At 60.1% G+C, this 21,564-nt stretch carries 17 protein-coding genes and 1 tRNA gene; 10 read left to right on the forward strand and 8 right to left on the reverse strand.

Annotation, left to right across the window (positions count from 1 at the left end; translation table 11 throughout):
* Positions 1-40: 40 nt before the first annotated feature.
* Together groL and J7E24_RS07640 are read left to right on the forward strand one after the other, a co-directional pair.
* Positions 41-1,687, forward strand: coding sequence for a chaperonin GroEL (gene groL, locus J7E24_RS07635; RefSeq protein WP_215136763.1), 1,647 nt, complete (start codon positions 41-43; stop codon positions 1,685-1,687).
* Positions 1,688-1,833: 146 nt separating this feature from the next.
* Entirely contained in the window at positions 1,834-2,673 is an 840-nt protein-coding gene (locus J7E24_RS07640; RefSeq protein ID WP_215136765.1) for an aldo/keto reductase, read from the forward strand.
* Between the two features lie 79 nt (positions 2,674-2,752).
* Here the strand turns inward: J7E24_RS07640 and J7E24_RS07645 are convergent, their stop codons facing one another.
* Complete coding sequence (locus tag J7E24_RS07645; RefSeq protein WP_215136767.1) at positions 2,753-4,174, reverse strand: peptide MFS transporter; 1,422 nt, start codon at positions 4,172-4,174, stop codon at positions 2,753-2,755.
* Positions 4,175-4,429: 255 nt separating this feature from the next.
* Between J7E24_RS07645 and pckA the strand changes: the two genes are divergently transcribed.
* Positions 4,430-6,046, forward strand: a complete 1,617-nt coding sequence (gene pckA, locus J7E24_RS07650) for a phosphoenolpyruvate carboxykinase (ATP) (protein WP_215136769.1) — start codon at positions 4,430-4,432, stop codon at positions 6,044-6,046.
* 153 nt (positions 6,047-6,199) lie between these two features.
* Positions 6,200-6,985, forward strand: coding sequence for a S1/P1 nuclease (locus tag J7E24_RS07655; RefSeq protein WP_215136771.1), 786 nt, complete (start codon positions 6,200-6,202; stop codon positions 6,983-6,985).
* A 129-nt stretch (positions 6,986-7,114) separates the two neighbouring features.
* On the opposite strand, the gene J7E24_RS07660 is transcribed toward J7E24_RS07655, so the two are convergent.
* The gene (locus J7E24_RS07660; protein WP_215136773.1) at positions 7,115-8,380 is read right to left on the reverse strand and encodes an SDR family oxidoreductase; all 1,266 of its coding nucleotides are present in this window, start codon (positions 8,378-8,380) and stop codon (positions 7,115-7,117) included.
* 145 nt (positions 8,381-8,525) lie between these two features.
* On the opposite strand from J7E24_RS07660, the gene J7E24_RS07665 reads away from it, so the two are divergent.
* Complete coding sequence (locus J7E24_RS07665; RefSeq protein ID WP_215136775.1) at positions 8,526-9,242, forward strand: 16S rRNA (uracil(1498)-N(3))-methyltransferase; 717 nt, start codon at positions 8,526-8,528, stop codon at positions 9,240-9,242.
* A gap of 126 nt (positions 9,243-9,368) precedes the next feature.
* On the opposite strand, the gene J7E24_RS07670 is transcribed toward J7E24_RS07665, so the two are convergent.
* Positions 9,369-10,841, reverse strand: coding sequence for an RtcB family protein (locus J7E24_RS07670; protein WP_251047088.1), 1,473 nt, complete (start codon positions 10,839-10,841; stop codon positions 9,369-9,371).
* Positions 10,842-10,973: 132 nt separating this feature from the next.
* Here J7E24_RS07670 and J7E24_RS07675 point away from each other — a divergent pair, with 132 nt between their 5' ends.
* The gene (locus J7E24_RS07675; RefSeq protein ID WP_215136777.1) at positions 10,974-11,645 is read left to right on the forward strand and encodes a DUF4159 domain-containing protein; all 672 of its coding nucleotides are present in this window, start codon (positions 10,974-10,976) and stop codon (positions 11,643-11,645) included.
* A gap of 89 nt (positions 11,646-11,734) precedes the next feature.
* Here J7E24_RS07675 and J7E24_RS07680 read toward each other — a convergent pair whose 3' ends face one another.
* The 5 genes from J7E24_RS07680 to J7E24_RS07700 form a co-directional block, all read right to left on the reverse strand.
* Positions 11,735-12,337, reverse strand: coding sequence for a hypothetical protein (locus J7E24_RS07680; protein WP_215136779.1), 603 nt, complete (start codon positions 12,335-12,337; stop codon positions 11,735-11,737).
* Between the two features lie 44 nt (positions 12,338-12,381).
* Positions 12,382-12,951, reverse strand: a complete 570-nt coding sequence (locus tag J7E24_RS07685; protein WP_215136781.1) for a 1-acyl-sn-glycerol-3-phosphate acyltransferase — start codon at positions 12,949-12,951, stop codon at positions 12,382-12,384.
* A 136-nt stretch (positions 12,952-13,087) separates the two neighbouring features.
* On the reverse strand, positions 13,088-13,891 hold the full coding sequence (locus J7E24_RS07690; RefSeq protein WP_215136783.1) for a patatin-like phospholipase family protein: 804 nt from the start codon (positions 13,889-13,891) through the stop codon (positions 13,088-13,090).
* Positions 13,892-14,046: 155 nt separating this feature from the next.
* Positions 14,047-14,895, reverse strand: coding sequence for an MBL fold metallo-hydrolase (locus tag J7E24_RS07695; RefSeq protein ID WP_215136785.1), 849 nt, complete (start codon positions 14,893-14,895; stop codon positions 14,047-14,049).
* Between the two features lie 135 nt (positions 14,896-15,030).
* The gene (locus J7E24_RS07700; protein ID WP_215136787.1) at positions 15,031-15,984 is read right to left on the reverse strand and encodes an acetyl-CoA carboxylase carboxyltransferase subunit alpha; all 954 of its coding nucleotides are present in this window, start codon (positions 15,982-15,984) and stop codon (positions 15,031-15,033) included.
* Positions 15,985-16,231: 247 nt separating this feature from the next.
* On the opposite strand from J7E24_RS07700, the gene J7E24_RS07705 reads away from it, so the two are divergent.
* From J7E24_RS07705 to J7E24_RS07720, 4 genes are all read left to right on the forward strand, one after another.
* A tRNA-Asp gene (locus tag J7E24_RS07705) sits at positions 16,232-16,305 on the forward strand.
* Positions 16,306-16,431: 126 nt separating this feature from the next.
* A complete protein-coding gene (locus tag J7E24_RS07710; RefSeq protein WP_215136789.1) occupies positions 16,432-18,057 on the forward strand; it encodes a DUF6377 domain-containing protein in 1,626 nt (541 codons plus the stop codon).
* 362 nt (positions 18,058-18,419) lie between these two features.
* Entirely contained in the window at positions 18,420-20,528 is a 2,109-nt protein-coding gene (locus J7E24_RS07715; RefSeq protein WP_215136791.1) for a glycoside hydrolase family 97 protein, read from the forward strand.
* Positions 20,529-20,688: 160 nt separating this feature from the next.
* A complete protein-coding gene (locus J7E24_RS07720) occupies positions 20,689-21,423 on the forward strand; it encodes an alpha-amylase family glycosyl hydrolase (protein WP_215136793.1) in 735 nt (244 codons plus the stop codon).
* The last annotated feature ends 141 nt before the right edge of the window (positions 21,424-21,564 follow it).

A 21,564-nucleotide genomic window follows, 5' to 3' on the forward strand; every position in this document is an offset into this window, starting at 1 on the left:
TTTTTCCTTTTCTGAATTCAGTTAATTCTCTAGAAATAAGATGGCTAAGAACATCCAATTTGATACCGAAGGCCGCGACAAACTCAAGCGCGGCGTAGATAAGCTGGCTAACGCCGTGAAGGTAACCCTGGGCCCCAAAGGCCGCAACGTGGTTATCGACAAGAAATTCGGCGCCCCGAGCATCACCAAAGACGGCGTGACCGTGGCTAAGGAGATTGAGCTTTCGGACCCCGTGGAGAACATGGGCGCCCAGCTGGTGAAGGAAGTAGCCAGCAAAACGGCCGACCAGGCCGGCGACGGCACCACTACGGCTACCGTACTGGCCCAGGCCATCTACGCGGCCGGCTCGAAAAACGTAGCCGCTGGTGCTAATCCGATGGATCTGAAGCGTGGTATCGATAAGGCTGTGCAGGCTGTAGTTGCCAACCTCAAGTCGCAGTCGAAGAAGATTGAGAACTCGTCGGAAATTGCCCAGGTAGGCGCTATTTCGGCCAACAACGACATGGAAATCGGCCAGATGATTGCCGACGCCATGGACAAAGTGGGCAAGGAAGGCGTGATTACCGTGGAAGAAGCCCGCGGCACCGAAACCGAAGTGAAAACGGTGGAAGGCATGCAGTTCGACCGCGGCTACCTCTCCCCTTACTTCGTGACCAACCCGGAGAAGATGGAGGCCGAGTTCGAGAACCCCTACGTGCTCATCTACGACAAGAAGGTGAGCACCATGAAGGAGCTGCTGCCCGTATTGGAGCAGGTAGTTCAGACCGGTAAAGCCCTGGTTATCATCTCTGAAGATGTTGACGGTGAGGCGCTGGCCACGCTGGTAGTAAACAAGCTGCGCGGCTCGCTGAAAATCGCGGCCGTAAAGGCCCCCGGCTTCGGCGACCGTCGCAAGGCGATGCTCGAAGACATTGCCGTGCTGACCGGCGGTACCGTTATTTCGGAAGAGCGCGGCTACAAACTCGACGCCGCTACCCTGGAGTACCTGGGCCAGGCCGAGAAAATCATCATCGACAAAGACAACACCACCATTGTCAATGGCAAGGGTGAGAAGGAAACCATCACGGCCCGCGTCAACGAAATCAAGGCCCAGATTGGCACCACCACTTCCGATTACGACAAGGAGAAGCTCCAGGAGCGTCTCGCCAAGCTTTCGGGCGGCGTAGCCATCCTCTACATTGGTGCTTCTACCGAAGTGGAGATGAAGGAGAAGAAGGACCGCGTGGATGATGCCCTGCACGCCACCCGCGCTGCCGTGGAGGAAGGTGTGGTACCCGGCGGCGGCGTGGCCCTGGTGCGCGCCCTCGATTCGCTGGAAGCCGTTGATACCATCAACAGCGACGAGCGTACCGGCGTGAACATCATTCGCACGGCCCTGGAGGCTCCCCTGCGGACCATCGTAGCCAACGCCGGCGGCGAGGGTTCGGTAGTAGTACAGAAGGTGCGCGAAGGCAAAGGCGACTACGGCTACAACGCCCGCGAAGACAAGTATGAAAACCTGATGTCGGCCGGTATTTTGGACCCGACCAAGGTAACGCGCCTGGCCCTGGAGAATGCTGCTTCGATTGCCGGCCTGCTCCTGACCACCGAGTGCGTGATTTCGGACGAGCCTGAGGACGACAAAGGCGGCGCAGCCGCCGGCGGCGGAATGGGCGGTATGGGCGGCGGCATGGGCGGCATGATGTAAATCACAGATGTTGCAGATGACGCTGATAGCGCAGATGCAAACGTCAACCGTTCTGAAGCTTTAAGCGAAAAGCCCCGCTGGATTTTGTCCGGCGGGGCTTTTTTGTGCGTAGACGAGGACAGTGTTCATTACCTGACTGCTACAACATGGAGAAGAAAATAACGGATATCGGCGGCACCTGGGCGCTGGCCAACGGCGTAGAAATTCCTTACCTGGGGCTGGGCGTATGGCAGGCCGACGATGGCGCGGAAGTCGTGCAGGCCGTGCGCTGGGCACTGGAAGCCGGCTACCGCCACATTGACACGGCCGCCGTGTACAAGAACGAGGCAGGCGTCGGGCAGGGCATCCGGGAAAGCGGGGTGCCGCGCGAGCAGGTGTTCGTGACCAGCAAAGTATGGAACACCGACCAGGGCTACGACAGCGCGCTACGCGCCTTCGATGCCAGCCTGGAGCGCCTGGGGCTGGACGTGCTGGACCTGTACCTGATTCACTGGCCCGTGCCCGGCAAGTACAAGGAAACCTGGCGGGCGCTGGAAAAGCTGTATGCCGATGGGCGGGTGCGTGCTATTGGAGTCAGCAACTTTTTGCAGCACCACTTGGAGGAGTTGCTACCCGAAGCCCAAACGAAGCCAATGGTGAACCAGCTGGAGTTTCATCCGTGGCTGGTGCAGCCCGAGTTGCAGGCCTACTGCCGGCAGCACGGTATTCAGTATCAGGCCTGGTCGCCGCTGATGCAGGGCAAGGTGTTCGAGCAGGATGTGGTGAACGAGCTGGCCGCCAAATACGGCAAGTCGCCGGCCCAGGTGCTGGTACGCTGGGATTTGCAGCGCGGCGTCGTCACGATTCCCAAGTCGGTGAAGCAAAACCACATCATCAGCAACGCCGACGTATTCGACTTCGAGCTGAGCGAAGACGAGTTGGCCTACATCGACGGCCTGGACCGCCACCAGCGCCTGGGTCCCGACCCGGACGTGTTTCCGAAGTAGGCAGTTCAGCCATAAAACGTAAAAGCCCCGCCGGACCGAAATCCAGCGGGGCTTGTTCTTGGCTATACTTTATGGTTGTTTATCCTCTACCGTGCATCATATGGAAGAGCTTCTTTGCCAGCAAAATCAGAATGAGGCCCGCCATAATCACGAATCCGGCGATGAGACTAAACACCATCAGCGCGCCCAGTTCTTCCACGTATTTCGCAATGTAGCCGCCGGCTATCTGGGCCACAAAAGGAGCCAGGAACCATACTCCCATCAGCATGGAGGTGAGGGCGGGTGGGGATAGGCGGGAAACCATGGACAGGCCCACCGGCGAGAGGCACAGTTCGCCAACAGTGTGGAAGAAATAGGTAGCAATCAGCCACCAGATGCTTGCTTTGATGCTTTGGTCGGCCACATCGCCACCGCGCTCCATCACGGCACCTACCATAAACAGGAAGCCAACCCCGAGCAGCACCATGCCCAGACCCATTTTAACCGGGATGCTTAGGTCTTTGCCCTTACGGCCCAGGGTAACCCACAAGGCGGCAATAGGAGCGCCCAGCAGCACAATAAAGCCGGCGTTAACCGACTGAAACCAAGATGTCGGAATCAGGAATCCTGCTACTTCGCGGTTGATGAACTTGTCTGTGTAGAGCGTCAGCGACGACCCTGCCTGCTCGAAACCGGCCCAGAAAAATACTACGAACAGCGTGATAATGAAGATAACGGCCATGCGGTCCGTTTCCTCCTTGGTAAGCGGTTCCTTCACGCCGCCCTGCTTGTTGTCGGCGCTCTGTCCTTCGGGGTAAAGGCCTACGTCACCCAAATACCGCTTGCTTAGCAGGTTGAAAACCAGCTGCCCGGTCAGCATACCAATACCGGCCGCCATAAAGCCGTAACGGAAACCATAGCTGATTACCTCTCCCGTAGCGCTTTTCACAGCGAACAGGTCTTCTGCCAGGTAGCCGCAAACCAAGGGAGCTATAAACGCGCCCAGGTTGATGCCCATGTAGAAGATGGTGAAGGCGGCATCACGCAATGGGTCGCCCTGCTGGTACAGTTTCCCAACGATGGTGGAAATATTTGGTTTGAAGAAGCCGTTGCCTAAAATCAGCAGCAACAGGCCAAGCAGCGCCGGCCAAGGCAGCCCAAACAAGGAAGCTTCCTTGGAAAGCTCGGGCTGCATAAACAGGAAAAACTGCCCAAGGGCCATGGTGAGACCACCAATCAGAATGGCCCGCCGTTGCCCGATATACTTGTCGGCCAACCACCCGCCGATAATAGGCGTGAAATAAACGAAGCCCGTGAAGTAACCATAGATAAGCGTAGCACTGGCCTCCGGAATTCCTAAGCCTCCCTCGACAGCCGTTTTGGTGAGATAAAGCACCAGAAGCCCCCGCATGCCATAGTAGCTGAACCGCTCCCACATTTCGGTGAAGAAGAGCAGGTAAAGGCCGGGCGGGTGGCTTTTTTGAAAAGCAGCGGGCTGTTGGGCGGCAATAGGAGTTTGCATGAAGGAGTGGTGAGAGAGTATGTTCAGAAGTTCGCCGGCCGCAGCCGGATTGGGGTCGGTAAAACTACAAAAGTTTCCCAGACTGCCCCAAACCCACTGTAACCGGCTGTCGAAGTCGGATTAAAGGATACGCCTATATGGCGAATTTTCGCTATCATTTTGGCTTTTCCCGGTTTTTCGACATCTTTTTCGCTACTTTTGCCCCTGTATTCCCACCGATTTTTCCACCCAACCCCCATCCGTTTTCGGCCCCCTATGCTAGATTCTGCCGCCAACGCCCGCCTCGCCCCCCTGGGTATTTCCACCGCTGCCCAGGTGCACCTCAACCTCTCGCCCGCTGCACTTGTCGAAGAAGCCCTGCGCCGCAACGAAGGCACCCTCACCGACAACGGCGCCCTGATGGCCGATACCGGCGCCTTCACCGGCCGCTCGCCCAAAGACCGGTTTGTAGTGAAGGACGCCAACACCGCCGACAGCGTGTGGTGGGGCGACATCAACATTCCCTTCGACGCCGATAAGTTCGACCAGCTGCACCAGAAGATGGTGAAGTACCTGGAAGACAAGGAGATTTACGTGCGCGACGCCTACGCCGGTGCCAACCCCGACTACGAGCTGAAGCTGCGCGTAGTGAACGAAATGGCCTGGCACAACCTGTTCTGCTACAATATGTTCCTGCGCCCTACTGAGGGTGCCGACACCAGCTGGACGCCCGATTTCAGCATCATCTGCGCCCCCGGCTTCGAGGCCGACCCAGCCGTGGATGGTACCCGCCAGAAGAACTTCGCCATCCTCAACTTCACCAAGAAGATGATTCTGATTGGTGGCACCGGCTATGCCGGCGAGATGAAGAAGGGCATTTTCGGCGTACTCAACTACCTGCTTCCCCACGAGCACAACACGCTCAGCATGCACTGCTCGGCCAACGTGGGCGCCGACGGTGACACAGCCGTGTTCTTCGGCCTTTCGGGCACAGGCAAAACCACCCTGTCGGCCGACCCCAACCGCGGCCTCATCGGCGACGACGAGCATGGCTGGACACCCGACAAGGGCATTTTCAACTTCGAGGGCGGCTGCTACGCCAAGGTAATCGACCTGAGCCAGGAGAAGGAGCCCCAGATCTGGGACGCCATCAAGTTCGGTTCCATTGTGGAGAACACCCGCTTTATTGAGGGCACCCACACCGTGGACTACGCCAACAAGAGCGTAACCGAAAACACGCGCACGGCCTACCCTATCCACTACATCGACAACGCCATCGAGCCTTCGGTGGCCGATGCGCCCAAGAACATTTTCTTCCTGACGGCCGATGCCTTCGGGGTGCTGCCCCCCATCAGCAAGCTCGACAAGAGCCACGCCATGTACCACTTCATGTCGGGTTACACCGCGAAGGTGGCCGGAACTGAAATGGGCATCACCGAGCCGCAGACGACTTTCTCGGCCTGCTTCGGCGCCGTGTTCCTGCCGCTGCACCCCACCAAGTACGCCGAGATGCTGGGCCAGAAGATGGACGAGAATCCCGACGTGAACGTGTGGCTTATCAACACGGGCTGGACCGGCGGATCGTACGGCACCGGCTCGCGCATGAAGCTCTCCTACACCCGCGCCATGATTACGGCCGCTCTCAACGGCGAGCTGACCGACGTGCAGTTCACCAAGCACCCCATTTTCGGGGTGGAGGTTCCGGCTTCGGTTCCCGGCGTGCCCACCGAAATTCTGGACCCGCGCAACACCTGGAGCAACGCCGAGGAGTACGACAAAACGGCCTCCTCGCTGGCCGAGAAGTTTGTAGCCAACTTCGGCAAGTATGCCGACTACGCCAACGAAGAAATTCTGGCTGGTGCGCCTAAAGCGCAGGTTGCTGCCGGTGCCTAACTACCGGCACTTCTAATTTGAAACCGCCCCGCTGGCCCTGTGCCGGCGGGGCGGTTTTTTATAGCTGAAAGGTTTTTCAATCTGCCGGATGCTTAGCTGCATTTACTTGCGCTACTTTTGCGTCCTTACTCGTCACCTTATTACTGCTTACCCATGCGTAAATTTCTGCTTCCGCTGCTGCTGTTGCTTCTTTCGCCGCTGCACCTGTGGGCCTGGGGCGCCGATGGCCACCGGGCCATTGCCCTGATTGCCGAACATCACCTTAAGCGTAGTGCCCGCCAGCAGGTGCAGCAGCTACTGGGCACCGAGAACATGGCACTGGTCAGCACCTGGCCCGACGAAATCCGCTACTACCCCGAAGGCAAGGAAACCGGCCCCTGGCACTACGTAAACTCGCCCTCCGGCCTCGACCACGCCCAGTACCTGACGGAACTACGCACCAACGTTGGTCCCAACGCCTACACCGCCCTACAAACCCAAATGGCCATTATGGCCGATAAGAGCAAGACTACTGCCCAGCGCCGCGACGCGCTCAAGTACGTTATCCATATCGTGGGCGACATTCATCAGCCCCTGCACACGGGCCACGCCGAAGACAAGGGCGGCAACGACGTCAAGCTCAAGTTTCGGGGCCGCGACACCAACCTGCACGGTCTCTGGGACTCGGGCCTGCTCGACTACCAGGGCCTGACGTACACCGAAATGGCCCAGCAGTACAACTCTGGCATAAGCCGCTCCGACGTGCGCCGCATGCAGGCCGCCGAACCCGCCGAGTGGCTCTGGGAGTCGTACCAGGCGTCCGAGCTGCTTTACCCCCTCACTCCCAACGGCACTGAAGTAAAGTACGACTACTACCCTGCCCACAGCATGCTGATGCGCCAGCGCATCCAGGAGGCTGGTGTGCGCCTCGCCGGCGTACTGAACAACATGCTGGGTTAGGGTTTTTGAGCTGTTAGCATCAGTTTACCAGAGGAAGACTCCGGCCATACTCCCCGCTTTTTTCAATCAGAAAGCCCCGCTCAGCAGCTGCCGAGCGGGGCTTCTTGGTAAAATGAAGCTGCTTATCAATTAGCTTTTGCTACCCGACTGCTTGCTTTGACTGGATTTGTCGGCTACCGACCCACGGACGCTGCCGGGCGTGGCTTCGGCCGAGCCGGCTCGCGAGGCGCGGCCGTCTCCGTTGGCGCCTTTGCCGGTGTCCTGCACGTTATCGGAGCTTTGGGTAGCAGCCTGATCGGTGTTTTTATCGGTGGTCGGCGTTGCTTTGTTTCCAGACTTGCGACCGGGGCCTTCACTGCCGTGGTCCGGCGCGGCGCCATTGCCATCATTCTTGCCGAACGCATTGATAATGGCGGCCACGGCCAGGCCCGTGCCGGCCACAATAGCGGCCGTAGCGGCAGGGTTCAGCTTAGCTTTGGTGTAGGTGCTGATTTCGCGGGTGCGGCCAGGGTAGTTGCCGCGTTCCTGCAGCTGGCCCGCGCCCTCATACAAGCCGCTGGGCCGGTTGCGGCGGTCAGCCTGGTCAGATTTCGTCATGGGCGCAAAAGCCGTTTCCATGAATTTATCGAGCAGTGCTGGGGTCCACTCTTCCATGCCTTTAAACAGCTTGCCGGCTCCGCCTACCAGAATGTTGCGCTGGGGTGAGGTGGCCGACTTCAAAATAGCCTCGGCCACCGTTTCGGGGGCGTAGGCGGGCGGCGCGTGCTGGGGCACCTTGTCCATATAGTTCTTGGCGTTCAGCGGGTAGGGAGTATCAATGGCAGCCGGCTGAATCAGGGTAACCGAAATCGGGGCATCTTCCATTTCCAACTCGGTCCGTAAGCCGTCGGTAAAGCCTTTTACAGCGTGTTTGCTGGCACTGTACATAGTTTGCAGAATGGCCGTTACATCGGACAGAACACTGCCCACGTTGATGAGCGCGCCCCCGCGGTGGCGCAGGTGCTCCGTGGCTTCGAGCGAGCCGTACACCAGGCCCCAAAAGTTGGTTTCGAACACCTGGCGCATGTCGTCGATGGACTCATCAGCGACCTTGCCGTACATCGATACGCCGGCATTGTTCACCCACGTATCAAAGGAGCCGAATTTCTGCTTTGCCTCGCGGGCAATGCGCTTCACATCGGCCTGCTTGCTGACATCGGCCACCACATAGATAGCCTTGCAGCCCTGCTCGCTAAGCTCCTGCGTGAGCTGTCGCAAAGCGTCTTCGCTACGGGCAGCCAGTACGAGCCTGGCGCCGGCTTTGGCCGCCTGCCGGGCCGTTACAAGGCCAATGCCCGACGAGGCGCCGGTAATGACAATAGTTTGCTCGGCGAGTTTTTTAAGCTTGGTTTTCATTTGATTAGTCGGTTAGTAGCGCGCGGTTAGCCGCATGATAGATACAACTGACGTACGCGAAAAACCCGCGGGCCGTTATCCTGCCCCCCACGCGCAACTCCTTAAAAGCCGCCCAAACCGCCAACTTCCCGCGTACCTTTGCTGCATGGCTCACACCTTTTTCGCCCCCGCCCTGACCGCCGACACAACCGGCTACACGCTGCCCGAAGACGAAAGCAAGCACGCCGTGCGGGTGCTACGCCTGAGCGTGGGCGCGGCTGTGGTGCTGGTAAACGGCCGGGGCGACGTGTTTGAAGCCGAAGTAGCCGATGCCACCCCCAAGCGCTGCGCCCTGCGCATCAGCGCCCACGTCCACTTCGCCCCCCGCCCCGCCCCCATCCATTTGGCCGTGGCCCCCACCAAAAACCTCGACCGCATGGAATGGCTGATCGAAAAAGCCACCGAAGTTGGGGTCGACACCATCACGTTTTTGCGCTGCGCCCGCTCCGAGCGGCGCGAGCTGAAGCTGGAGCGGCTGGAGAAAATTGCTGTCAGCGCCCTCAAGCAGTCGGGCCAGGCGTGGCTGCCGCGTCTCACGCAACTGAAGAATCTGGCCGACTTCCTGCCCACCGTCGAGCCCACCACCACCTTCATTGCCCACCTCGAAGACGGCGAACGGACCCCGCTGAGCCGCGTGGCCGCCGCTGTTACCGGCTGCACCGTCCTTATCGGCCCCGAAGGCGACTTCACGCCCGACGAAATTGCGGCTGCCTTCGCCCACGGCATCCGGCCGGTTACGCTGGGCAGCTCGCGCCTGCGCACCGAAACGGCCGCGCTGGCCGCCGTGCACACCGTGCACGTAGCGCGGGAGCTGGCTGGATAATGTAGCGCGAAGCTCCGGCTTCGCGCATAGCTGAACTACGCCGTTCGGAGTTCAGCAACGATACGCGAAGCCGGAGCTTCGCGCTACGGTACTACCAACAAGCTGCTTTTGCAGGCTCTATATCGTCTACCCCGCCGCCAACGCCGAGTCGTCGGCTTGAGAGTTAGCGGCGGCCAGCCGGGCGGCGGCTTTGGCCAGCTTCTTTTTGCGCCAGGGGGCGTCCTGCTCCCAGTCGCCGGCCATAATACAGCCGTAGGGCCTGATTTCGTCTACAATGGTCGCAAGGTCGAAGTCCAGGATTTGCTGCTGCACCTGGGCGGCGTTTTTGTAGGCGCTAGGCAGTTCCGAAATATCAATTTGATTAAAGAAGAAGCGAGCGTCAATGCCCCGGGTTTCCTCGGCGAAAATTTCCTCTCTGGTCTGGCCGAGCTTGCTGCGCTTGTGGCCGGTGCGGCTCAGGTTGCGGCCGGCCCCGTGGGGCGCGAAGCCCAGGTTGGTTTCGGTGGTAGAGCCTTCCACAATCAAAATTGGCTGGGCCATGTTGAGCGGAATAATGCGCGGACCGGTGATGTCGGGCATAAACTTGGGATCCATCGGGGTGGCACCTTTGGCGTGGTAGTACAGGTCACCGTCGCGGAACACGAAGTTATGTTCGTTCCAGTATTGCTGCTGCACGGTAGCTCCCAGCTGCCCCGCCACGGCCTCATGCAGGCACAGATGGTTTTGCTTGGTCCACTTGCGAACAGTTTGCAGGGCCGCCCAGTACCGCTGGCCCTCCTCCGACTCAGCGGGAATCCAGGCGTTGTTGGGGTCGGTTTCGGGCGAAAGGGCTTTGCGGAAGTTCTCGGCTACCTTCATGCCCTGCTTGTACAGCAGCGCCCCCGGCCCGCGCGACCCGTGGTGGGTGACGAGCACGGTGTCGCCGGTGTTGCGCGACACGCCCACGTACAAAAAGTGGTTGCCGTCGCCCTGGGTGCCCAAATGCTCGCGGGCCATGCTCAGGCTGCGCCGGGAGTTGAGGTAGGCGTTGGCGCGGAATTCGGCTTCGATGTCGGCGGGCAGCGCGAACTGCCGGCCCTCGGGCCGGCCACCGGGCCCGAAATGGGTGAGCTGCTGAGCCACGTCGAGCACCTGCTTAGGGTCGGACTTGCCCAGATTGGTTAGCATTACCGAGCAGCAAATATCGGCGCTGTGCATGCCGGGGTGAATGGCGTTGCGGGCCACCACGATGCCGCCCACCGGAATGGTACCCAACGGGCCGGCCGGACAGGCATCGGGCATAATAGCACCCGCCACCACCGTAGGCGTGCGCATGAGCCGTTGCATCGACTGCCGCACGTAATCGATGTTGGCCTGCTCGATGGGCGTATCGGCGCTGATGTTTTCGTAAAACGGCACGGGCTGCGCCAGCAGCGGAATAGTCGGGGCGGGCTTTACGGTATCGAGGTAAGCCTCCAGCACCTCACCTTCGAGGTTATGAACATTGATGTGCGCCAGAGCCGCCTTAAACCACTTGCCTGATGGTAATCCTCTATCCAGTAAATCTTTGCCGGTTATCATCTGCTTATCGTGGTGGATTGCGATACGTTCAATTGGCAAGAAAACGAATTAAAGCAGAACCAGCGCCTGCTTTGGGCGCGCCAGGCCCGGCGGCAACTACCGCCGCCCGAACTTTCCCGGTTCTCCGTTACTTTGTTTTAGTGGCGCCCCTGCCCTGCTTCAACTGCTGCCATGCCCAAGCACCTCCTCCTCACCCTCCTGCTCCTGTTCTCACTCACGGCGGCCGCGCCAGTGGCCCCGGCCCCAAGCTTCCGCATCGCCAAGCTGCACTACGGCGGCGGCGGCGACTGGTACGCCAACAAAACGAGCCTGCCCAACCTTATCCGCTTCTGCAACCAGACGCTGAACACCAACATCGCGCCCGCCGAGGCCACCGTGGAGCTCGATTCGCCCGAGCTGCTCACCTACCCCTTCGTGCATATGACCGGCCACGGCAACGTCACATTCTCCGACACTGATGTCCGCAACCTGCGTCGTTACCTGATTGGAGGCGGTTTTCTGCACATCGACGACAACTACGGCCTCGATAAATTCATTCGGCCCGAGATGAAAAAGGTATTTCCCGACTTGGAGTTCGTGGAACTGCCTTTTACGCACCCCATCTACCACCAGAAATTCCAGTTCCCCAGAGGCCTACCCAAAATTCATGAGCACGATGGTAAGCGCCCCCAGGGCTTCGGGCTGCTGTACAAGGGCCGGTTGGTCTGCTTCTACAGCTACGAAACCGACTTGGGCAATGGCTGGGAAGACCTGGGCACCTACCCTGAAGATACCCCCGCTACCCACGAAGCCGCTCTCAAAATGGGCGCCAACCTGGTAGCGTACGCCCTCACGCAGGACTAATAGCGGAAGCCAGCGCAGGAAGTAAAAAGGGGAAGCCCGCCCAGAATACTGAGCGGGCTTCCCCTTTTTACTTCCTGCGCTGACTCCCATTAGTACCGCCGCTGGAAAATCTCGCTCAGCACGAAGGCAGCGCGGATGTCGGCGGGGTTTTGCAGTAGCTCGTTGACGGTGCGACGGGTTTGCTTGGGCGAAATTTTCTTCTGACTCCAGAAATCATCGTTGCCGTGCTCGGTGCTGGTACGGGGCAACGAGGAACCCAGCCGCGCGGCCCGCTTGGGCGCTTCGAGCGAGCGGGCTTCGCGGGCAGGTAGCTCCTGAGAATACTGCTCGACCTCCGTCTTTTCCAGGCCGCGTCCGAAGCGTGGGGCCGGCGCAGGCCGGGCGGGCTTCGCCTGCGGCTCCGGAATTCGCTGCTCCTGCTGCTCCCACTCCTGGGGCGCGGCGCGCTCAGCCATCGGGCCGGGCTCGGGTGGGGCCGGCTGCTGGTTCTGGCGCTGCATCTGGGCCAGCAGTTCCTCAAACGATACAGCCGGCGCCGACGGGGCCGGCCGACGCACCGGCGCGCCGCCGGGCTGTTGGGCCTGCTGCCGGTCGGCGGCCTCTTTGGCTTTTTCGGCCGCCTTCTGCACCATTCGCCAGATAAAAAAGACGATGGCCCCGATTACCCAGACAAATCCTTTGATATCTTCCATGCGAGAGAATGTATTGCTGCCGACAAATAAGGCCGCCGGATGTTCTAACGTACGCCTTTTTCGGGGAAGCGGCCCGTTTTGGTGCGGTAGTAGGCCTTGATTTCCTCCACATCCTTCTCGTAGTCGCCGGTGGGCCAGAACACGGGCCCTACGCCGGCCTCCTTCTTTTTATAGTCGAGGTAGCCGAGCATGATGGGCACGCCGGCGCCCAGGGCGGCGTGGTAGAAACCCTTGCGCCACTTCGGCTGGTAGCTGCGCGTACCTTCCGGCGTAATGAGAATTACCAGCTCCTCGCGCTGCTTAAACAGCTGTACCATGCCATCCACGAGGCTGTTGTTGCGGCTGCGGTCTACGGCCAGGCCGCCCAGGCTGCGCACCAGCGCCCCAAGCACCGGAATGGTGGTCCACTCCTTCTTAATGGTCACTTTCACATCGACATCCATCAGAAAGAATGCGGCCCGGGCAAACAGAAAGTCCCAGTTGCTGGTGTGCGGGGCGGCAATCATCATTCCCTGCTTGATAGTGGGCGGCACCACCGAACCCAAACGCCAGCCGGTAATCCAGAACAGGAATTTCGAAAACAGATACCAGAAAGTAGAAGTACGACGCGCCATAAGCGGGAAACTGGAAACGAAAAAATGCGGCACCACCTACGGGCTACCAGAGTTCAAAGCTAGCTGATTTGCCGCACCAAAGCGCCTGTAGTATCCCACCACCCGTTCTTCGGGCAGAGCGGGCACCCTTGCCAACTCAACTGGGCGGGTCGAACAGCTCGTTTTCCAGCAGCGCCACGAGCTCCGGCGCCCGGGCCAGGGTATAGCGGTAACCGATAGCAAATAGTTCGGTGGCCTGCCCGAAGCTCATCGTACGATACGGGCGCAGTTCGGGCGGCTCCAGCAGCAGGTGGCAGCGTTGTTTGCTGAGCACGGTGTTGCCGGCAATGGCCAGGTTAAACGTGCGCTCGACCAGCCCGCGCATGTTGCTGACCTGCGCGGCCGGGTTGGGCGGGTTGCAGTGCACGCCCACCACCCGCAGGCCCGGGTGCTCGGGCTCCAACAGCGCTTCTACGGGCAGGTTGTTCAGCAGGCCGCCGTCTACCAGCTGCCGCCCCTGGTACACTACCGGCCGGTACAAAATGGGCACCGCCGACGAGGCCAGCAGCGGCGGCACCAGCGGCCCGCTCGAAAACCGCACCGACTCTCCCGCCTCAATATCCGTCGCGACTAGCGTGATGGGCAGCCGCAGCTGCTCGAATGTGGCTCCCGCCCCCAAATGCTGCTCGAACAGCCGCCCCACCGCATCCATGTGCAGCAGGCCGTAGCGGCTGAGCGCCAACCGCGTCAGGCGCGAAATGCTGAGGCCCTGCAGCAGCCGCATAATCTCGCGCGGTGGCATGCCGGCAGCGTAAAACGTAGCCGCAATAGCTCCCGACGATACGCCCGCCAACCGTCCTATCGGCAGCGCCAGCTCATCGAGGGCCGCCAGCACGCCCAAATGGGCAATGCCCCGCGCCCCACCCCCGGAAAGTGCTAAACCAAGGGATTTTTGCGGCATGGAACGGTGGAAAACTGGAAGTAGAACGTCATTCAGAGCGCAGCGAAGAATCTCGCGTGCTGGTGTTAGATTACCATTGCAATATTGGCCCGCGAGATTCTTCGCTGCGCTCTGAATGACGTTCTTTTCTCTTACCTATACTCTGTCCAGATTCCCTACAATTCCTCCAGCCGGAACTTCTCGGCTACTTTAATGCCGCGCTCGGTTTGCTCGACCGTGATGCACTCGGTCTGGTGGTCGTGCTCCAGTATCAGCACCCAGTTTTCGGTGGCGGCCTGCTGCAGAAAGCGGGCTTTCTCGTCCATCGTTATCAGTGGGCGCACGTCGTAGCTCATCACGTAGGGCAGGCCTACATGGTGGGCGCTGGGCAAAAGGTCGGCAGCAAAAACCAGCGTGCGGTCTTTATACAACAGCTTCGGCAGCATCATCTTCTCGGTGTGCCCATCCACAAAAATCAGGTCTTGGAGGCTGCCAAGCTCCTTCGGGGCGCCGGCCTGCGGGTCGATGAAGCGCAGCTGGCCGCTTTCCTGAATGGGCAGGATGTTTTCCTTCAGGAAGCTGGCTTTCTCGCGCGGGTTGGGCGCGGTAGCCCAGTTCCAGTGGGCCTCGTTGCTCCAGTAAGTGGCGTTAGGGAAAGCCAGCTGCAGCGAATCCCCGGCCGTACGCACTACACCGCCGCCGCAGTGGTCGAAATGCAGGTGAGTCAGCAGCACGTCGGTAATATCGGCGGCAGTGTAGCCCAGCCGGCGCAACGACTTTTCGAGCGTGTCGTCGCCGTGCAGGTAGAAATGGCCCCGAAACTTCTCGTCCTGCTTGTCGCCGATACCGGTATCTACGAGCAGCAGCCGACCCGCATCCTCCACCAGCAGGCAGCGCAGGGCCCAAGTGCACATGTTGTGCTCATCGGCGGGGTTGAGCTTCTGCCACATGCTCTTGGGCACGACCCCAAACATGGCCCCGCCATCCAATTTAAACAAGCCGGTATCGAGGGTATGGACGGTCATTATGCAGATAATTTTGAATTATGAATTTTAAATTATGCATTAGCCTGACACGCTATTTTTCAGCCTACTACACAAGACATTATTGGACAGAATTCTTGAGAACGGAATTCAAAATCCATAATTCAGAATTCAAAATTATTCCAGCACCACGCCCATGTCCGAGAACTTGTCGATGCGCTGGCTGATGCGCTCCTCGGGCGAGAGGGCATCGAGCTCGGCCAAGGTGCTCAGGATGGTTTCTTTCAGCGTCTGAATCATGGTGGGCGCGTCGGTGTGGGCACCACCCAACGGCTCGGCCACAATGCCGTCGACGAGCTTGTTGCCCAGCATATCGTTGGCCGTGAGCTTGAGGGCCTCGGCGGCCTGCTCCTTGTAATCCCAGGAGCGCCACAGAATGCTGCTGCACGATTCGGGCGAAATAACCGAGTACCAGGTATTTTCCAGCATCAGCACCCGGTCGCCGATGGCAATGCCCAGCGCCCCACCCGAAGCCCCTTCGCCAATGATGATGCAGATGACGGGCACCTTGAGCAGAAACATTTCGCGCAGGTTGCGGGCAATGGCCTCGCCCTGGCCCCGCTCCTCGGCCTCCAGGCCCGGAAACGCGCCGGGCGTGTCGATGAGCGTAACGATGGGGGTGTTGAACTTCTCGGCCAGCTTCATCAGGCGCAGGGCCTTGCGGTAGCCCTCGGGGTTGGGCATGCCGAAGTTGCGAAACTGGCGCTGCTTGGTGTTGCGGCCCTTCTGCTGGCCAATCAGCATCACCGCACGGCCATCAATTTCGGCAAAACCGCCCACCATGGCCTTGTCGTCGCGCACGGTCCGGTCGCCGTGCAGCTCCACAAACTTCTGGCTCATGCCCAGAATGTAGTCGAAGGTGTAGGGGCGGTCGGGGTGGCGCGAGAGCTGCACGCGCTGCCAGCGGGTCAGGTTCTGGTAGGTTTCCTTTTTGAGGGCGTTGATTTTGGCTTCGAGGGCCGTTACCGCGGCCGATACATCTACCTGGCTGTCGAGGGCCAGTTGCTGCATTTCGCGGAGCTTGCCTTCGAGGGCGGCAATGGGTTGTTCAAAATCGAGAAGCTGGGCCACGGCAAAGGCGGGTTTTGGAGGTGCGAGGGGGAAACAAGAAGGTAGCAAAGGTAAGCGAAGGGGCCGATTCCGGCTGCCTCTGCCCTGCTTCGGCTGCCTGAAAAATCTTTCTACCTGACTAGCAGCCTGCCACGCCGGCATGCGCATGTTTTTTGCGCTTTTTTTGTAGCCGCTCTTGCGCACTTGCTACCGGCCTACTACTTTTGCACCACTTCAACGCTCCCTGAGCCGCGAAATAGAACAACCTGGTTCGGTAGTTCAGTTGGTTAGAATGCCGCCCTGTCACGGCGGAGGTCGCGGGTTCGAGTCCCGTCCGGACCGCAAAGGCCCTTCAGCATCCGCTGGAGGGCTTTTTGCTTTTCCCGGCTGGCTGGCCGAACGCGCCTCAGGCGGCTTTATTCGGTCAAGTAGTAGCCTTCCTGCGGCGCACGGCGCATCTTTACCCCTGTGAAAGCACTGTTGTTCGTCTGCATTCTCCTGTTTTCAGTTCAAATTGGCCGGGCGCAGCCGGCTACGGCTACGCCCCTGTTGCGCGACCTGCAAACGGCCCTGGCCCGCAAGCACACCTACGACCGGCAGCGGCAGCAGCGCATTGCGGTGCTCACGGCCGCCTTTCGGGCCAGCCAGCGCCAGCCCCAGGCGCAGTTCGAACTGGGGCTGCGCATTTATGAGGAGTACAAGGCCTTTCAGTACGACTCGGCGTTTGTGTACAGCCAGCAGCTCACCCGGCTGGCCCGGCAGCTCAACCGCCCCGAAAAGGCCGAGTTGGCCCGGCTGAAGCTGGCCTTTATCCTGCTCTCGGCGGGTATGTTCAAGGAAACCTTCGAGGAGCTGGACCACATCCGGCCGGCCTACCTGAGCCGGGCCGACAAGCAGGACTTCTACTTCCTGCAGGCCCGCGCCTATAGCGACCTGGGCGACTTCAACCACGACCAAGTGTACCGCCCCGCCTACCACGCCCAGGCCTTAGCCTACGCCGATACGGCGCTGCAGTTCAGCCCGCCCGGCTCCTATGCGCAGCTAGCCGTACAGCAGTTCAAAGCCCTGAAAACCGGACAGTTGGCACAGGGCGCGACCTTGTACCGGCAGATCCGGCAGCTGCCCCACCTCACGCGGCACCAGCTGGCTGTAAGTGCCAGCACTACCGCCTACATCTATTCTCAGCTGAGGCAGGAAAACCAGGCCTTCGAACTGCTGCTGGTGTCAGCCATTGCCGATGTGCAGTCGGCCACCAAGGAGACGGTGGCGCTGTTTCAGCTCTCGGAGCACTGCTACCGTCGCGGCGACCTGGAAAACGCCTATATCTTCATCAAAGAGGCGCGGGCGCAGGCCACGTTCTACAAGGCCCGGCAGCGGCAGCTGGCCATCAGCCATATTTCTTCCATTATTGAAGGGCAGAAGATCAGCATTATCGAGCAGCAGCGTCGCTCTTTGCGCCTGTACGCCGGAGCCGTGACGCTGCTGGCGGCGGCAGTCTTTGGCTTTATCCTACTCATTTTCAAACAGCTGCGCAGATTGCAGAAGGCCGGCCGGCTGATTTCGGCCACCAACCAGGCCCTGGAGGAGCGCAACCAGGCGCTGGGCCGGCTGAACACGGGCCTGCACGAAGCCAACCAGATCAAGCAGGAGTACATCGGCTACTATTTTCACAACAACTCCCAGCTGCTCGACCGGCTGGAAACGCTGAAAAACGCGCTGGATACTCAACTTGGCAGCAAGCAGTACGGGGCCGTGCAGCGGCTGGTAAGTGGCCTCAACATCCGGCAGCAGCGCCAGGAGCTGCTACGCGGCTTCGATGCGGTGTTTCTGCGGCTGTTTCCGCAGTTCATTCCGCAGTTCAACGCCCTGTTCGGGCCGGAACACCAGTTCCGGCTCCCCAACGACCAGCTGCTGAGCACCGAGCTGCGCATCTTCGCCCTTATCCGGCTGGGCATTACCGACAGTGAGCAAATCAGCCGAATGCTGGGCTATTCCATCAACACCATTTACACCTATAAGACGCGGGTGAAGAACCGCTCGGTGGTGCCGAACGAGGAATTTGAGGCCCGGATTATGGCCATTGAGGCGGTGTAAGTCGGGTCAGTTATTCGGCTCAACTGTCCTGCTTCATCTGGCGTCCGTCTGCCGCAGCAGCTCTACTGCTGCACTTGAATCACTATGGCAACGAAGTGGCAGAGCTGCTTCGGCAAGCGCGGCATGGCCTTATGGCTGGGGTGTACATTAGCCAAAAGGGGCAATATCCGGTTCATATTTTTGGCTGTATTTTTCAATTTAAAATTCTATAAATCAATAAAATACACCCGACAAGGGATTATATTTTCTTGACCCGGACTTGATAGGTTTCGCAAGGGCGCACGGAAGGCTTGCTTTGTGGTGTTACCCGCCTGCCAGGTGGCCCGGTGACGGCCCCGGCTCCTTCTGCTTTTCCTTTCCCTATGCGTCATTTTTTCTGGCTGCTGCTGCCCACAAGTGCTGCCGTTGCGGCCCCGGCTCCGGCCCCGATTACCGCCCGCCTCGCTAACGTCAGCCTGACCGTCGCCCTCAACGCCGCTGGCCAGCCCACCTACGCCGTGCAATTGGGTCCGAAATCCGTTATCAAATCCTCCCGGCTGGGACTGGCCCTGGCCGATGGGCCGGGTTTCGATGGGCCGCTGGAAATTACCGGCTCCGAAACCAAAAACGTGGATGAGAGCTGGAACCCGGTGTGGGGCGAGGTGAAAACCATTCGCAACCACTACCAGCAGCTCACGGTGCACCTGCGCCAGCCCCAGCAGCCCGGCCGCCGCCTCGACGTGGTGTTCCGGGTGTTTGCCGACGGCGTGGGCTTCCGCTACGAGGTGCCCCGGCAGGCCGGCCTGAGCTACTTCACAGTGCAGCAGGAGCTGACCGAGTTCAACCTGCCCGCCAACCACAAGGCCTTCTGGATACCCGGCGACTACGACTCCAACGAGTACGCCTACACCACCTCCCGCCTGAGCGAAGTGAACACCATCCCCATCGAGGCCATTCAGCAGAAAGCCGCTCCCAACCGGGTGCAGACGCCCCTGATGCTGAAATCGGACGACGGGCTGTACGTGAACATCCACGAGGCGGCCCTGGTGAACTACCCGGCCATGTTCCTGAACGTGGACACCCAAACCTACGGGCTGCGCAGCCAGCTGGTGCCCTCGGCTACCGGCGCGGCCGCTTACCTGCAGGCCCCCGAGCACACGCCCTGGCGCACCATCGTAGTGTCGGACAAGGCGCCCGAAATGCTCACCAGCAAGCTGATTCTGAACCTGAACGAGCCCACCAAACTAGCCTCTACCGACTGGATCAGGCCCCAGAAATTTGTGGGCGTATGGTGGGAGATGCACGTGAACAAAGCCAGCTGGAATTACGCCGACACCAGCAACATCAAGCTGGCCGGCACCGACTGGAGCCGCCTGAAGCCCAACGGCCGCCACGGCGCCAACACTGCCAACGTGAAGCGCTACATTGACTTTGCGGCTCAACACGGCCTGCAAAGCGTGCTGGTGGAAGGCTGGAACGTGGGCTGGGAAGACTGGGCCGGCAACTGGAAGGAGGAAGTGTTCGACTTCGTGACGCCCTACCCCGATTTCAACGTGACGGAGCTGCAGCAGTACGCCGCCGCCAAGGGCGTGCAGCTGATGATGCACCACGAAACCTCGGGCTCCGTGACCAACTACGAGCGGCGCCAGCAGGAAGCCTACCGCTTCATGAAGGACCACAACTACGCGGCCGTGAAAACCGGCTACGTGGGCCGCATCATCCCACGCGGCGAGCACCACGACGGCCAGTGGATGGTGAACCACTACAACCACACGGCCGAGTTGCTGGGCCAGAACCAGCTGATGGTGGACATGCATGAGGCCGTGCGCCCCACCGGTCTGCACCGCACCTACCCCAACTGGCTGGCGTCGGAGGCAGCCCGGGGCAATGAGTTCAATGCCTGGAGCAGCGGCAATCCGCCCGAGCACGAAACCATTTTACCCTTCACCCGCCTCATGGGCGGCCCCATGGACTACACGCCCGGCATTTTCCGGATTATGCTGGAAAGCTGGAACCCCGCCCAGAACAAGGGCCGGCAGGTGCATACCACTTTGGCCAAGCAGCTGGCCCTGTACGTAACTCTGTACAGCCCCCTGCAAATGGCCGCCGACCTGCCCGAGGCCTACGAGCAGCACCTCGATGCCTTCCAGTTTATCAAGGATGTGGCCGTGGACTGGGACGACACCCGCGTGCTGCTGGCCGAGCCCGGCGAGTACATTACTACGGCCCGCAAGGCCAAGGGCCGCGAGGACTGGTTTGTGGGTAGCATCACCGATGAAAACCCGCGCCAACAAGCCGTGAAGCTCGATTTCCTGACGCCCGGCCGGCAGTATGAAGCCATCATCTATGCCGACGGCAAAGGTGCCAGCTGGGACCGGAACCCCACGGCCTACCAGATCCGCAAGCAGAAAGTAACCAGCAAAACCACGCTTACACTGCAGCTGGCACCTGGCGGCGGTGCGGCCATTAGCCTCCGGCCGCTTGGCTGCTAAGCAGTACTCGTCATGCTTCATCTGGCGTCCGCGGAGCCGAAGTATCTCTACCGCTTTGTTGAATGACTACTGCAACGAAGCGGTAGAGATGCTTCGACAAGCTCAGCATGACGTTTCAGAGGTTTCCTACCAGTACAATTTCCACCATCTTCTCTGTACTATGACACCACTCACCAACACTTACCGCGCCAGCCTGGTCCTGTTCGTGGCCGCCGGACTGCTGGGGGCCTGCAAATCTTCCGGCACGGATACCCCCGCTCCTACGCCCCCGCCCACCCCGGGTACGCCGCCGCCACCCCAGTATGGCACGCCCTTCGCGGGCGTGCCCAACCGCCAGGATGCCGTAATGTATCAGGTGAACATGCGCGCGTTCAGCCAGGCCGGCAACTTTGCCGGCGTCACGGCCCGGCTTGATTCCATCCGGGATTTGGGCGTGAACGTGCTGTACCTGATGCCCATCTACCCGATTGGCACCGACAGCAAATCGGTGAACTCGCCTTATGCCGTGAAGGATTACCGCGCGGTGAACACGGAGTTTGGCTCCCTTACTGACCTACGGGCCTTGGTTAACGGTGCCCACCAGCGCAATATGGCCGTTATGCTCGACTGGGTGGCCAACCACACCAGCTGGGACAACCCCTGGATTACCCAGCACCCCGATTGGTACCAGAAAAACGCAGCCGGAGCCATAACGCCTGTATCCAACAACGGCACCACCTACAACGACGTGGCTCAGCTTGATTTCAGCAACGCCGCCATGCGCCTGGAGATGATTTCGGCGCTAAAATCGTGGGTATACACAGCCAACGTGGACGGCTTCCGCTTCGACTACGCCGACTTCCAGCCCAGCAATTTCTGGAAGCAGGCCACCGATACGTTGCGCAACATTAAGTAGTGTTGCATAAGTAAACGGGTGGTACGGATGGGCGTATCTTTGGGCCATGATTTTAGCCCCTCTGCCGCTGACAGCCCTCGAAATAACCACCCTGGAAGCGGCTTGTGCCCGGGGGCCGCACCCGCGCATGCGCCGCCGGGC

This window comes from Hymenobacter sp. ISL-91 (assembly GCF_018613725.1).
GTDB lineage: Bacteria > Bacteroidota > Bacteroidia > Cytophagales > Hymenobacteraceae > Hymenobacter.

Coding starts and splice junctions, on each gene's coding strand:
- groL (WP_215136763.1), top strand. CDS start 41: ATGGCTAAGAACATCCAATTTGATACCGAAGGCCGCGACAAACTCAAG.
- J7E24_RS07640 (WP_215136765.1), top strand. CDS start 1,834: ATGGAGAAGAAAATAACGGATATCGGCGGCACCTGGGCGCTGGCCAAC.
- J7E24_RS07645 (WP_215136767.1), bottom strand. CDS start 4,174: ATGCAAACTCCTATTGCCGCCCAACAGCCCGCTGCTTTTCAAAAAAGC.
- pckA (WP_215136769.1), top strand. CDS start 4,430: ATGCTAGATTCTGCCGCCAACGCCCGCCTCGCCCCCCTGGGTATTTCC.
- J7E24_RS07655 (WP_215136771.1), top strand. CDS start 6,200: ATGCGTAAATTTCTGCTTCCGCTGCTGCTGTTGCTTCTTTCGCCGCTG.
- J7E24_RS07660 (WP_215136773.1), bottom strand. CDS start 8,380: ATGAAAACCAAGCTTAAAAAACTCGCCGAGCAAACTATTGTCATTACC.
- J7E24_RS07665 (WP_215136775.1), top strand. CDS start 8,526: ATGGCTCACACCTTTTTCGCCCCCGCCCTGACCGCCGACACAACCGGC.
- J7E24_RS07675 (WP_215136777.1), top strand. CDS start 10,974: ATGCCCAAGCACCTCCTCCTCACCCTCCTGCTCCTGTTCTCACTCACG.
- J7E24_RS07680 (WP_215136779.1), bottom strand. CDS start 12,337: ATGGAAGATATCAAAGGATTTGTCTGGGTAATCGGGGCCATCGTCTTT.
- J7E24_RS07685 (WP_215136781.1), bottom strand. CDS start 12,951: ATGGCGCGTCGTACTTCTACTTTCTGGTATCTGTTTTCGAAATTCCTG.
- J7E24_RS07690 (WP_215136783.1), bottom strand. CDS start 13,891: ATGCCGCAAAAATCCCTTGGTTTAGCACTTTCCGGGGGTGGGGCGCGG.
- J7E24_RS07695 (WP_215136785.1), bottom strand. CDS start 14,895: ATGACCGTCCATACCCTCGATACCGGCTTGTTTAAATTGGATGGCGGG.
- J7E24_RS07715 (WP_215136791.1), top strand. CDS start 18,420: ATGCGTCATTTTTTCTGGCTGCTGCTGCCCACAAGTGCTGCCGTTGCG.
- J7E24_RS07720 (WP_215136793.1), top strand. CDS start 20,689: ATGACACCACTCACCAACACTTACCGCGCCAGCCTGGTCCTGTTCGTG.